General features: G+C 40.3%; 14 protein-coding genes, 1 tRNA gene and 1 rRNA gene. 1 reads left to right on the forward strand and 15 read right to left on the reverse strand.

The window, feature by feature from the left end; translation table 11 throughout:
* Positions 1-33: 33 nt before the first annotated feature.
* The 13 genes from QM351_RS09655 to QM351_RS09715 form a co-directional block, all read right to left on the reverse strand.
* Positions 34-804, reverse strand: coding sequence for an acetyl-CoA carboxylase carboxyl transferase subunit alpha (locus tag QM351_RS09655; protein WP_021154504.1), 771 nt, complete (start codon positions 802-804; stop codon positions 34-36).
* Entirely contained in the window at positions 797-1,663 is an 867-nt protein-coding gene (gene accD, locus QM351_RS09660; RefSeq protein ID WP_003003810.1) for an acetyl-CoA carboxylase, carboxyltransferase subunit beta, read from the reverse strand. The genes QM351_RS09655 and accD overlap by 8 nt, the downstream gene beginning before the upstream one ends.
* Before the next feature lie 103 nt (positions 1,664-1,766).
* Positions 1,767-3,131 (reverse strand): acetyl-CoA carboxylase biotin carboxylase subunit, encoded by a 1,365-nt coding sequence (locus QM351_RS09665; RefSeq protein ID WP_414327263.1) that lies wholly within the window; start codon positions 3,129-3,131, stop codon positions 1,767-1,769.
* Between the two features lie 13 nt (positions 3,132-3,144).
* The gene (gene fabZ / locus QM351_RS09670) at positions 3,145-3,570 is read right to left on the reverse strand and encodes a 3-hydroxyacyl-ACP dehydratase FabZ (protein WP_049490988.1); all 426 of its coding nucleotides are present in this window, start codon (positions 3,568-3,570) and stop codon (positions 3,145-3,147) included.
* Positions 3,567-4,055 (reverse strand): acetyl-CoA carboxylase biotin carboxyl carrier protein, encoded by a 489-nt coding sequence (gene accB / locus QM351_RS09675; protein WP_049482591.1) that lies wholly within the window; start codon positions 4,053-4,055, stop codon positions 3,567-3,569. The genes fabZ and accB overlap by 4 nt, the downstream gene beginning before the upstream one ends.
* A gap of 3 nt (positions 4,056-4,058) precedes the next feature.
* Positions 4,059-5,291, reverse strand: a complete 1,233-nt coding sequence (gene fabF / locus QM351_RS09680; protein WP_003010454.1) for a beta-ketoacyl-ACP synthase II — start codon at positions 5,289-5,291, stop codon at positions 4,059-4,061.
* Positions 5,292-5,352: 61 nt separating this feature from the next.
* Positions 5,353-6,087: a 3-oxoacyl-[acyl-carrier-protein] reductase gene (gene fabG, locus QM351_RS09685; RefSeq protein WP_003010456.1), complete on the reverse strand. Its 735-nt coding sequence runs from the start codon at positions 6,085-6,087 to the stop codon at positions 5,353-5,355.
* A gap of 12 nt (positions 6,088-6,099) precedes the next feature.
* Complete coding sequence (gene fabD / locus QM351_RS09690) at positions 6,100-7,020, reverse strand: ACP S-malonyltransferase (protein WP_049522747.1); 921 nt, start codon at positions 7,018-7,020, stop codon at positions 6,100-6,102.
* 22 nt (positions 7,021-7,042) lie between these two features.
* Complete coding sequence (gene fabK / locus QM351_RS09695; RefSeq protein WP_414327264.1) at positions 7,043-8,008, reverse strand: enoyl-[acyl-carrier-protein] reductase FabK; 966 nt, start codon at positions 8,006-8,008, stop codon at positions 7,043-7,045.
* Between the two features lie 114 nt (positions 8,009-8,122).
* Positions 8,123-8,347: an acyl carrier protein gene (locus tag QM351_RS09700; RefSeq protein WP_003003892.1), complete on the reverse strand. Its 225-nt coding sequence runs from the start codon at positions 8,345-8,347 to the stop codon at positions 8,123-8,125.
* A 58-nt stretch (positions 8,348-8,405) separates the two neighbouring features.
* On the reverse strand, positions 8,406-9,380 hold the full coding sequence (locus QM351_RS09705) for a beta-ketoacyl-ACP synthase III (RefSeq protein WP_277839164.1): 975 nt from the start codon (positions 9,378-9,380) through the stop codon (positions 8,406-8,408).
* Positions 9,380-9,814 (reverse strand): MarR family winged helix-turn-helix transcriptional regulator, encoded by a 435-nt coding sequence (locus tag QM351_RS09710; RefSeq protein ID WP_003003993.1) that lies wholly within the window; start codon positions 9,812-9,814, stop codon positions 9,380-9,382. The genes QM351_RS09705 and QM351_RS09710 overlap by 1 nt, the downstream gene beginning before the upstream one ends.
* 96 nt (positions 9,815-9,910) lie before the next feature.
* Entirely contained in the window at positions 9,911-10,702 is a 792-nt protein-coding gene (locus QM351_RS09715; RefSeq protein WP_070659612.1) for an enoyl-CoA hydratase, read from the reverse strand.
* A 240-nt stretch (positions 10,703-10,942) separates the two neighbouring features.
* On the opposite strand from QM351_RS09715, the gene QM351_RS09720 reads away from it, so the two are divergent.
* The gene (locus tag QM351_RS09720) at positions 10,943-12,298 is read left to right on the forward strand and encodes an aspartate kinase (RefSeq protein WP_070659610.1); all 1,356 of its coding nucleotides are present in this window, start codon (positions 10,943-10,945) and stop codon (positions 12,296-12,298) included.
* Positions 12,299-12,392: 94 nt separating this feature from the next.
* Here QM351_RS09720 and QM351_RS09725 read toward each other — a convergent pair.
* Both QM351_RS09725 and rrf read right to left on the reverse strand, forming a co-directional pair.
* A tRNA-Asn gene (locus QM351_RS09725) sits at positions 12,393-12,466 on the reverse strand.
* A gap of 5 nt (positions 12,467-12,471) precedes the next feature.
* Positions 12,472-12,587, reverse strand: a 5S ribosomal RNA gene (gene rrf, locus QM351_RS09730).
* Between the last annotated feature and the right edge of the window lie 137 nt (positions 12,588-12,724).

Raw genomic sequence — 12,724 nt, forward strand, 5'->3', positions numbered from 1 at the left:
AAACTGAGTCTTGCAATTTGCAAGCTCAGTTTTTTAATATTTACGAAAACGTTGGTAGCGTTGCTCCAGAAGCTCTTCGAGAGGTAAGGCTTGTAAAACCTTTAACTCTTCCTGTAATTCCTTCTTCACTTGAGCCAGTAGTTCTCCATTTGAAAATCCATGCTCGGGAATCACCTTATCGACAATTTCCATATTTAACAATTCGTGAGAAGTAATCTTCATCAACTCTGCTGCTTCCATGGCACGACTTCCATCTTTCCAAAGAATAGAGGCGAAACCTTCTGGACTCAAGACTGCATAGATGGAGTTCTCCAGCATCCAAACCTTGTCTGCTACAGCAAGAGCCAAGGCACCTCCAGAACCACCTTCTCCGATGATAATCGCGATAATTGGAACTTTTAGATCACTCATTTCCATGAGGTTGCGGGCAATGGCTTCCCCTTGTCCTCGTTCTTCAGCACCAACACCAGGATAAGCACCCGCTGTATTGATAAAGGTCACAACTGGACGGCCAAATTTCTCTGCTTGCTTCATGAGGCGCAAAGCTTTTCGATAGCCTTCTGGATGTGGTTGCCCAAAATTACGTTTTAGATTATCCTGAAGATTTTTTCCTTTTTGGATCCCAACGACTGTAACCGTTTGATCGCCTAAGCGTCCAATCCCACCAATCACCGCACCATCATCACGGAAGTTTCGATCTCCATGTAATTCGATAAAATCATCAAAGATTCCTTGAGCAAAATCAAGCGCAGTCAATCTTCCTTGGTCACGTGCCTCTTTAATAATCTGTGTTATTTTACTCATGTTTACCTCCATGAAGGGCCAATAATTGTCCAACTGTTGCTCGGATTTGGCTTCTCTCCACGATCAAGTCAACAAATCCATGTTCTTGTAGAAATTCTGCTTTTTGGAAATCATCTGGCAATTTTTCACGCACAGTTGATTCAATCACGCGCCGACCGGCAAACCCAACCAAGGCTTGACTCTCTGCCATGATAATATCACCTTCCATAGCAAATGAAGCCGTCACCCCACCGGTTGTTGGATCTGTCAATACCGTCAAATAAAATAATTTTTCTTTAGAATGACGTTGAACAGCCGCAGAAATTTTTGCCATTTGCATCAAACTCACGATACCTTCTTGCATCCGAGCGCCACCGGAAGCAGTAAAGAGAACAACTGGCAATTTTTCTTTTGTCGCAAATTCAAATAAACGAGTAATTTTTTCACCTACTACAGAACCCATTGAAGCCATGATAAAGTTGGAATCCATGATCCCAAGAGCAACTTTTTGGCCTTTAATCAAGGCAGTTCCAGTTAGCACAGCTTCATCCAGCCCTGTCATTTCCCGCACTGCTGCCAGTTTCTTCTTATAATTAGGAAAATTCAAAGGGTCTGTCGTTTCGATTCCTGTAAACATTTCTTCAAAGCTAGCTGGATCCACTGTCAGCGCCAAGCGTTCTTTAGCAGAAATACGGAAGGTATAGCCACAATTCGGGCATACCCGTTCACTACCTAAATCTTTTTGGTAAATGGTATGTTTACAACCTGGGCATTGTGAAAATAGTTCATCAGGTACTTCAGGTTTTGGCTGAGGTTCCTTCCAGGCTGACCTATTCGGATTGATCCGAATATATTTATCTTTTTTAGAAAATAATGCCATTACTTACTCCTTATAATATGCTACTGCATCTGTAGCATTACTATAAAAGCCTGCAACTGTGAGGATGATGTTCATACTTCCCTCACAAGTCCAGGCTTTTTCATCATTCCTTATTATAATTTGGAAGGAATTGTTCCATCAAAAATGCAGTATCATAATCACCAGCGATCACATGTGAATCTGAAATCAAATCCAACTGGAAACTGCTATTGGTTGTGACACCATCGATTTCCAACTCATAAAGAGCTCTCTGCATTTTCATCAGTGCATCAAAGCGATTTTCACCATGGACAATGATCTTAGCAATCATACTATCATAGTATGGTGGAATCGTATAACCAGGATACACAGCAGAATCCACACGTAATCCTACCCCACCACTTGGAAGATAGAGATTAGTAATCTTACCTGGGCTTGGTGCAAAGTTAAAGGAAGGATTTTCCGCATTGATCCGGCATTCAATCGCATGGCCTTTAAAGACAATATCCTCTTGAGTAACGGATAATTCTTGTCCAGCTGCAATTTTAATCTGTTCCTTAACGATATCAACTCCTGTTACAAATTCTGTAACAGGATGCTCTACTTGCACACGGGTATTCATTTCCATAAAGTAGAACTCACCCTTGCCTTCATCATACAAGAATTCAATCGTTCCAGCATTCTCATATCCAACTGATTCAGCTGCCCGAACAGCAGCAGAACCAATGCGATTGCGAAGCGTTTTTCCGATGGCAATCGAAGGGGATTCCTCTAGAACCTTTTGGTTATTTCGTTGAAGAGAACAATCGCGTTCACCTAAGTGAACGACATGTCCATGCTGATCCGCTAAAATTTGTACTTCAATGTGGCGTGCAGGATAAATCACCCGTTCCATATACATGGCACCATTTCCAAAAGCAGCTTGAGCTTCTGAGGAAGCAGATTCAAAAGCAGCAACCAAATCTTCTGGTTTTTCAACCTTCCGAATTCCCTTACCACCGCCTCCTGCAGATGCTTTCAACATCACAGGGTAACCAATACGTTCTGCAATCTCGAGGGCTTCTTCAGCAGTATACACTTCACCATCTGATCCAGGAATAACAGGCACTCCTGCTTTGATCATCTGTTTACGAGCATTAATCTTATCCCCCATCAAATCCATGACTTTAGCAGAAGGACCAATAAATTTAATGCCCACTTCCTCACACATGGTCGCAAATTTTGAGTTTTCACTTAAAAATCCAAAACCAGGGTGGATAGCTTCTGCTCCTGTTAGAACAGCTGCAGACAAGACAGCACTCATATTCAAATAAGATTCTGTTGATTTAGCAGGGCCAATACAGACTGCTTCATCCGCTAGTAAGGTATGCAAGGCTTCTTTATCAGCAGTAGAATACACCGCAACCGTCTCGATGCCAAGTTCACGAGCCGCACGAATAATGCGCACTGCAATCTCACCACGATTGGCGATTAAGATCTTACGAAACATAGATAGGCCTTTCTTAATTTCCAATTGCAAACGTAAGCGTTCCTGAAGCTGCAAGCTTACCGTCTACCTCTGCTTTCGCTTCAACAACAGCAATTGTTCCACGACGTTTGACAAAAGTAGCTGTCATCACCAGTTGATCTCCTGGAACGACTTGTTTTTTAAACTTCACCTTGTCCATCCCTGCATAAAAGACTAATTTCCCTTTATTTTCAGGTTTTGACAACTCTAATACACCTGCTGTTTGTGCCAAAGCTTCCATGATGAGAACACCTGGCATAACAGGATATTGTGGAAAATGTCCATTAAAAAATGGTTCATTAATTGTCACGTTTTTAATGGCAACAATCGTATCTTCGCTTGTTTCTATAACGCGATCCACCAAAAGCATTGGGTAACGATGCGGCAAAGCCTCACGAATAGCATTAATATCAATTGTCATTTGATTCGAACCAATCCTTTTCCAAATTCAACCATTTCTTCATTCGTTACTAAAATTTCAGTGACTACCCCATCCTTTGGTGCTGGGACTTCATTCATCACTTTCATGGCTTCGATAATCAAGAGTGTTTGACCCTTAGTAACTTTGTCTCCTACAGATACAAAGGCTGGTTTGTCCGGAGCTGGCGACAAGTAAGCCACCCCAACCAATGGACTTTCAACCACATCACCTTCTGCAGCCTGAGCTGGAGCAGCAACTGGTTCAGCCGCTACAGCTGGAGTTGCTGGTGCTTCAACAACAGGGGCTACTACAGGAGTTTGAGGAGTTGCTACCACTTCAACTGCAGGAGCAACCGGTGTAGCCGCAACTGAACTCGTTTGGTTTTTACTCAAATTCAATTCTTCGCCATTATTTTTATATGAGAATTCACGCAAAGTTGACGCATCAAATTGAGCCAACAAATCTTTGATTTCAGAAATATTCATGAATTAACCCTCCCAACGTTTAAAGGCCAGAACAGCATTGTGTCCTCCAAAACCAAAGGTATTTGAGATAGCGTACTGAATATCCGCTTCTTGACCTTCACCATAAACAACGTTTGCTTCGATATAGTCAGACAATTCTTTAGTACCAGCAGTTTTTGGTACAAAGCTGTGACGAATCGCTTCGATGGTAGCAATCGCTTCAACCGCACCAGCAGCACCAAGCAAGTGTCCTGTAAATGATTTCGTAGATGATACAGGAACTTCTTTACCAAGTACAGAAACAATAGCTCCGCTTTCACCTTTCTCATTGGCAGGTGTAGATGTACCATGCGCATTGACATAATCGACATCTTCAGGTTTGATACCAGCTTCATTAATAGCCAATTTAATTGCTTTAGCAGCACCTGAACCATCTGGTGTTGGTGTTGTCATATGGTAAGCATCACAGTTTGAGCCGTAACCAACAATTTCAGCCAAAATATTAGCACCACGTTTTTGGGCATGTTCCAAACTTTCGATGACAAGAACCCCTGCACCTTCACCCATCACAAAACCATTACGGTCTTTGTCAAATGGGATAGATGAACGTTCTGGGTCTTCTGTTGTTGAAAGGGCCGTAAGAGCATTGAAACCACCGATACCAATCTTAGTAATCGAAGCTTCAGCACCACCTGCCAAAACAACATCATGCATACCAAATTTAATTTCACGGAAAGCTTCACCAATGGCATCGTTGGCAGAAGCACAAGCTGTTGTCACGGATTTACATACCCCTTGAGCCCCAATCTTAAGTGCGATGTTTCCAGCCCCCATGTTTGAAAGAGCTTTTGGAATAAACATTGGTTGGATTCTCTTCATCCCACGTTCATGCATCCGGATAATTTGATCTTCCAATTCTTGCAAACCACCGATACCAGATGATACAATCACACCAACACGATCGCGATCTTCTTCTTCCATGTTCAAGCCTGAATTTTCAATAGCTTCCATTGCAGCATAGATTGCATACAATGAGTAAGTATCCATACGATTTTGATCTTTTTTTACGAAATATTTATCGAATGGGAAATCTTGAATTTCACCAGCATTAAAGACTGGAATTTCAGAAGCATCAAATTTTGTAATGGGCTTGATTCCAATTTTTCCTTCATGAAGGCTATTCCAGAACTCCTCTGGTGTATTTCCGATTGGTGAGGTTACACCGTAACCTGTAACAACAACACGATTTGTAGACATATATATTCTCCTTTTGTCGGATGGATATTTAAGTAAGTGATTTTCGATCAGTGAGCATTCATTATTGCATAGTCATGCCGCCATCAATGGCAATTGTTTGACCAGTTAAATATTCTTGACCTGCTAAGAAAGCCGCAACTTCTGCCACTTCTTCAGCTTGACCAATTCGTTTCATTGGCACTTGAGCTAGCATGGCATCTTTCATTTTCTCTGGAATAGCATCAGTCATATCTGATTCAATGAAACCAGGTGCAATGGCATTCACACGAACGCCACGAGCCGCAACTTCACGCGCTACTGATTTAGTGAAACCAATCAAACCAGCTTTTGAAGCCGCATAGTTAGCTTGACCGATATTCCCCATTAGACCAACAACAGAGGACATGTTGATAATGGCCCCTTGACGAGCTTTAGACATCGGTTTTAAGACAGCTTGAGTCATATTAAAGGCACCTGTCAAGTTGATTTTCAAGACCCGTTCAAAATCTTCTTCAGTCATTTTCAACATCAACTTGTCGTTTGTGATCCCAGCGTTATTGACCAAAACATCAACACTTCCAAGCTTTTCAATTGCTTCAGCCACCATACGTTGCGCATCTTCGCCATTAGAAATATCCCCAGAAATACCAACAACAGTCACACCATAGTCAGCAAACTGTGCAAGCAAGTCCTCAGAAATTTCAGAACGTCCATTTAGGACAACATTGGCACCGAGACTCGCAAATTTATGAGCCACAGCCAATCCAATTCCGCGTGTTGAACCTGTTACAAAAACATTTTTATTTTTAAGTTCCATCTTTACCTCGTTTTAAGCATTCAGAAGTGCATCTAGACTAGCCTGATCTTCGACGTTATGAGTTGGAAGAGTTTTATCAATTTTCTTCAAGAATCCTGACAAGACTTTTCCAGGTCCGATCTCGATGACTTCATCTACACCAAAGTCTTGAATCGTAGCAATTGAATCATAGAAACGAACCGGTTCTTTTACTTGACGGGCCAAAAGTGCTTTCACATCTTCTGACTTCATGATAGTAGCTTCTGTATTCCCAACTAAAGGAAGATCAAAATCATTAAATGATACTTTTTCTAGTTCAGCCGCCAATTTTTGACTAGCAGATTCCAGTAAGGCTGTGTGGAATGGACCTGACACATTCAAAGGGATCAAGCGTTTGGCACCTGCTTCCTGCAATAGTTCCACAGCATAGTCCACAGCTGCAACCTCACCACCAATCACAATTTGTGCGGGTGTATTGTAGTTAGCTGGTGTCACTACACCCTTTTCAGATGCTTGTTGACAAATCTCTTCGATCAAACTTGGATCTGTATTCATAACAGCAACCATTTTCCCACTTCCAGCGGGAGCTGCCGTTTCCATGAATTCACCTCGTTTCGCAACCAAAGCTACTGCATCTTCAAACGAAAGAGCTCCAGCCGCAACCAGGGCAGAATATTCCCCCAAAGAGAGGCCGGCAACAATATCAGGAGTGATACCATTTTCTACTAAGAGACGATAAATGGCTACTGACGTTGTCAAAATAGCTGGTTGAGTATAGCGTGTCTGATTCAGTTTTTCTTCGTTAGAATCAATCAATTCACGCAAATCATAGCCTAGAATACGACTAGCCGTATCAAATGTCTCTTTAACAACGGGATAAGCCGCATACAAATCGCTCGCCATGCCCAATTTCTGAGCCCCTTGACCAGCAAATAAGAACGCACGTTTTGTCACTATCCTAATCCTTTCGACGTTTTTAGACGTTTACATCTGCCCAACGAGCAGCCTCTCTTTGAATCACCTTGGCTGCACCATAATAGATATCTTCTAGAATTTCAGCACAAGTTTCTTCCTTGCTCACAAGACCAGCAATTTGGCCTGCCATTACAGATCCATTGTCAACATCTCCATCAACAACGGCATTGCGAAGCGCACCTGCTCCTAATTCTTCAATTTCTTCTTGAGTCTTCTTACCTGCCAAGAAATCTTTTTCAGCTTGGTTATAGGCAGAAGCCAATTTATTCTTGATCGCACGAACAGGGTGTCCAACAACTGATGCTGAAACTACCGTATCAATATCTTTCGCTTTCAAGATTTTATTCTTAAAGTTTTGGTGAGCGTTAGATTCTTTAGCAACCACGAAACGAGTTCCCACCTGAACAGCTTCAGCGCCTAACATAAAGACAGCTGCAGCACCGGAACCATCAGCGACACCTCCAGCACCAATTACTGGAATAGAAACAGCTTCAACCACTTGACGAACCAAGGTCATGGTCGTCAATTTACCAATGTGACCTCCAGCTTCCATGCCTTCTGCAATCACCGCATCGGCACCCAATTTTTCCATCCGTTTTGCAAGGGCAACAGATGGAACAACTGGAATGACAGTGATCCCTGCTTCATGGAAACGATCCATGTATTTCCCAGGATTTCCAGCACCAGTTGTAACAACTTTTACACCTTCTTCAATCACCAGGTCAACAATGTCATCCGCGAATGGGGACAAAAGCATGATATTTACACCAAAAGGTTTATCTGTAATAGACTTCACTTTATCAATGTTAGCCTTTACAACTTCTTTTGGAGCGTTCCCGCCACCAATGATTCCAAGACCACCGGCGTTTGATACTGCTCCAGCCAAGTCACCATCAGCGACCCATGCCATCCCACCTTGGAAGATTGGATATTTAATATTCAATATTTCAGTAATTCGTGTTTGCATTATACCTACCTCTTTTTTCGCTTAAGTAATAGTTTGAGTTTAAAAGATTGTTTCTTTGAGCCTCAAACTATTACCTAAACAAGAGAGAATATCTTTCGATACTCTCATCTATCATTATTTTGTTTTTTCTTCTACGTAAGCGACAAGGTCACCAACTGTAGACAATCCTTCTTCAGTTTCGATTTGGATGTCAAAAGCATCTTCAATTTCAGAGATCACTTGGAACAAATCCAACGAATCTGCTTCTAAATCTTCAAATGTAGATTCAAGAGTTACTTCTGATGGTTCTTTACCAAGTTCTTCAACGATAATTTCTTGTACTTTTTCAAATACTGCCATGATAGGCCTCCTTAAAAAATAATATATAAATTTTTAAAATGTGTTTCCACATGTTTAACTAGATTGTAACAAGAAGTGTGCCCCATGTCAAACCTCCACCGAATCCTGTCAGAAGAATTTTTTGACTTCCATCCATCTTGATTCGATGATTCTCGACACACTCCGATAATAGAATGGGGATACTAGCAGCACTAGTGTTCCCATATTCCATCATATTTGCTGGGATTTTCTCTCTAGAGACACCCAGCTTCTTTGACATCTTATCTAACATTCGGTCATTCGCCTGGTGTAACAGAAAATAGTCAATCTCTTCTGCTTCCATTGAGGCGTCTGCTATTATTTTTTGAATACTTTTCGTGACATCACGAATGGCAAAATCAAAAACTGCCCGTCCGTCCATGGTCAGATATCTTCGATCAGAAACTTCATCTGAATAAGGAGAAGACAAACCCAAATAGCAAGACTCCAGACTAGCACCTCGGCTACCATCCGTAAAAAGATTTTCAGCCAAAAACGATTTTTGATCACTCGCTTCAAGCAAGACACCACCAGCTCCATCTCCAAAAAGGACTGAAGTAGAACGGTCTGACCAGTCTAATACTTTTGAAAGCGTCTCACTACCGATCACAATTCCTCTCCGGTACATACCTGAAGAAATGTATTTTTCAGCAGTGGCTAATGCAAATACAAATCCGCTACATGCTGCAGTCAGATCAAATCCAAAAGCTCGAGTAGCTCCAATATTAGCTTGTACCCGGGCTGCAGTTGATGGCATTAAGCTGTCTGGAGTAATCGTAGCCACAAGGATGAAATCAATTTTCTCAGCGTCTAAGTTTGCTTTTGCTAATAATCTTTGTGCAACGACTGTTGCTAGATCACTTGTCGTCTCATCTTTTGAAATGTGACGCCGAAGGATACCTGTCCGACTACTGATCCATTCATCACTTGTATCCATGATCTCAGCCAAATCATCATTTGATACGACTTGGTCAGGTGCATAATGAGCAACTTGACTAATTTTAGCAAAGACCATTATTTAATTTCCTCCAAGAAACGATACAGATTTTGCAATCCTTTTTGCATCACTTTCTTCTCTTCGGGACTCATATCTCCAATAATCTGGTTGACCATCCGTTTATGGAATTGCTGATGAAGACGATAAAGTAGACGACCGTTCTTCGTTAAACTCAAGTGTACAACCCGGCGATCAACTTCCGATCTTCTTCTTTCGATATACCCTTTGCGCTCAAGATTATTCAAACTTGTCGTGACAGTCCCCAAAGTCACCATCAACTCCCGTGAAATATCACTCGGGGTTGCATTCGGTGTCGAACCAATCACATCGATCGTATGCATTTCTTTAATAGAAACATCTTTGAATCGACTTGCTCTTAGACTCGACTCCTCAATAACCAAAACATTATTAAAGATGGATGTTAAATAGTCGTTAACTAATTGGTAATTCAAAACTCCACCTCCTAATTTTACTTTGATAGTCAAATTTTATCAAAAATGAAAATAATTTGCAAGCTTTTTTTCACAAAACATGGAAAAGATACAAATTTATTTTCCTTTAAATTGTGGCCGACGTTTTTCAGAGTAGGCAATAACCCCCTCTTTAAAATCTTCTGTAAATGCTAGTTTCTTTTGCAAATTTAATTCAAGATTCGCATATTGGTCCCATTCTTTCAAGAAGGCTTCCCAAACCATTTCTTTCATAGCAGCATAAGAATTTGAAGATCCTCTTCTTAATTTTTTAAGCAATTGATCAACCGTTTTCTCAAGTTTTTCAGATTCACAAACGCGGTAAGCTAGGCCATACTCCAATGCTTTTTCTGCAGTCAAAGCTTCACCCGTCATTACTAAATGAGTAGCCCGAGACATACCAATAGCTTTTCCTAATAAGAATAACCCACCCGCATCAGGTGCTAAACCAACCCCAACAAAGGCTTGGATAAATTTTGTACGATCACTAATTATACAAAAATCAACAGCTACTGCTATGTTGGCCGCCGCTCCTGCGACCGCTCCATCAGCTACCATAATAACCGGCTTAGGTAATTGCTTAATTTTCTTAGAAATAGTATTAACTAATTCAGCAATTAAAACAAGAGACTCGATGTCATCTGCATCGACTGCGCGTTTCATTTCACTCAAATCTCCACCAACTGAAAAGATTTTCCCTTCTGCTGATAGAATAATGAATTTCACTTCCTCATTTTTTTCTGCATCTTCCAAGGCAGCTAAAATTTCCTGACACATTGGAATGTTAAAACCATTAGAAACTTCAGGACGATTTAAAGAAATTGACGCGAGATCGTTTTCGACAGAATACAAAATTGTTTCAAACATCACAGACTCCTTTTATTTAAGTATAAAATATTTTGATACTAAAACTTTTTAATTATAACATATCATACCATAAAAAATAAGAATAGTAAAATATATCTATAAGATGTAACAAAATTGTAAAATATAAATCATGACAATTTCTAGCCTCATAAGATCCACCTATTCTATGTCCTATTTATAAATACATTGTATCAACAACTGAAGTTTGGTATAATGTACTAATGAAACTATTAAGGAGAAAATATGAAAGTAACTAAATTCGGTGGAAGTTCTCTAGCATCAGCTCCACAATTAAAAAAAGTACTTAATATCATTAAAGATGATCCAGAAAGAAGATTTGTAGTTGTATCAGCTCCTGGTAAGCGAAATGCAGAAGATACAAAAGTAACAGATGCACTGATCCGTTATTATAAAGAATTCACTTCAGATAAAGATGTTACGCAAACACAACAGTGGATTATTGAGCGTTATCGTGCCATTACAGAAGAATTGGGTCTCAAAGATTCTATCATTCAAGAAATTGCTGAAGATATCTATGATCTGACAAATTTGCCTAAAAAAGGAAATCCATTTACATACGATGCATTTTTGGCAGCCGGTGAAAACAACAACGCTAAACTCATAGCTGCCTATTTCAATCAAAATGGATTAGAAGCAAAATATATCCATCCAAAAGAAGCTGGAATTACGGTCACTGCAGAACCATCCAACGCTCGTATTTTACCATCTAGCTACGATAAAATTGAAGAACTAAAAGATGCAAGTGAAGTAATTGTCATTCCAGGTTTCTTTGGTGTTACTCAAGATGGCGACATTTGTACATTTTCTCGTGGTGGATCTGACATTACAGGATCGATCATTGCAGCAGGTGTAAAAGCAGACTTATACGAAAACTTTACAGACGTAAATGGTATCTTTGCAGCACATCCAGGTATTATTAAACACCCACATTCTATTCCCGAATTAACCTACAAAGAAATGCGTGAATTAGCCTATGCTGGTTTTTCAGTCTTGCATGATGAAGCACTCGTTCCAGCATACAGAGGTAAAATTCCATTAGTTATTAAAAATACAAATAATCCAGACCACCCTGGAACCCGCATTGTTTTGGAACATTCAAATGATCATGTGACTGTTGTAGGAATTGCAGGTGATTCAGGATTCGTTAGTATTAACACTACAAAATACCTTATGAACCGTGAAGTCGGTTTTGGTCGAAAAGTCCTTCAAATTTTAGAAGATCTCAATATCAGTTGGGAACATATGCCAACAGGAATCGATGACTTGTCCATCATTTTGCGTTCTCGTGAACTGACTCCAATCAAAGAACAAGAAATTTTAAAACAATTAACGCAAAAGCTCGAAGTTGACACAGCCGAAATTGAACATGATCTTTCCATCATTATGATTGTTGGTGAGAAAATGAAGAGTCAAGTGGGGGTTACTGCCACTGCAGCCAAAGCACTATCAGAGAATGAAGTGAATATTCAAATGATCTCGCAAGGTTCTAGTGAAGTTTCCATCATGTTTGTTGTAAGTAAAGATCAAGAAGAAAAAGCAATTAAAGCCTTATATCAAGCATTTTTCCCAAATAACTAAATAGAGAAAAGCTCCGTTAACTAAACGGAGCTTTAATTAACATTAAAATGAAAAGTAAAAAAGAGATCAATTACTTGATCTCTTTTATTCTATACTCCGCCAGTAGGACTCGAACCTACGACATCATGATTAACAGTCATGCGCTACTACCAACTGAGCTATGGCGGAATCAAGCTAAGCGACTACCTTATCTCACAGGGGGCAACCCCCAACTACTTCCGGCGTTCTAGGGCTTAACTGCTGTGTTCGGCATGGGTACAGGTGTATCTCCTAGGCTATCGTCACTTAACTCTGAATGGTTAAACATTCAAAATTGAACATCTATATTCTAACAAGTTAACCTTTCGTTGTCAATATCTTCTGACTCTTTGGATAAGTCCTCGAGCTATTAGTATTAGTCCGCTCCATTGCTCACACAACTTCCAC

Source organism: Streptococcus parasanguinis (genome assembly GCF_047465465.1).
Taxonomy (GTDB): domain Bacteria; phylum Bacillota; class Bacilli; order Lactobacillales; family Streptococcaceae; genus Streptococcus; species Streptococcus parasanguinis_AI.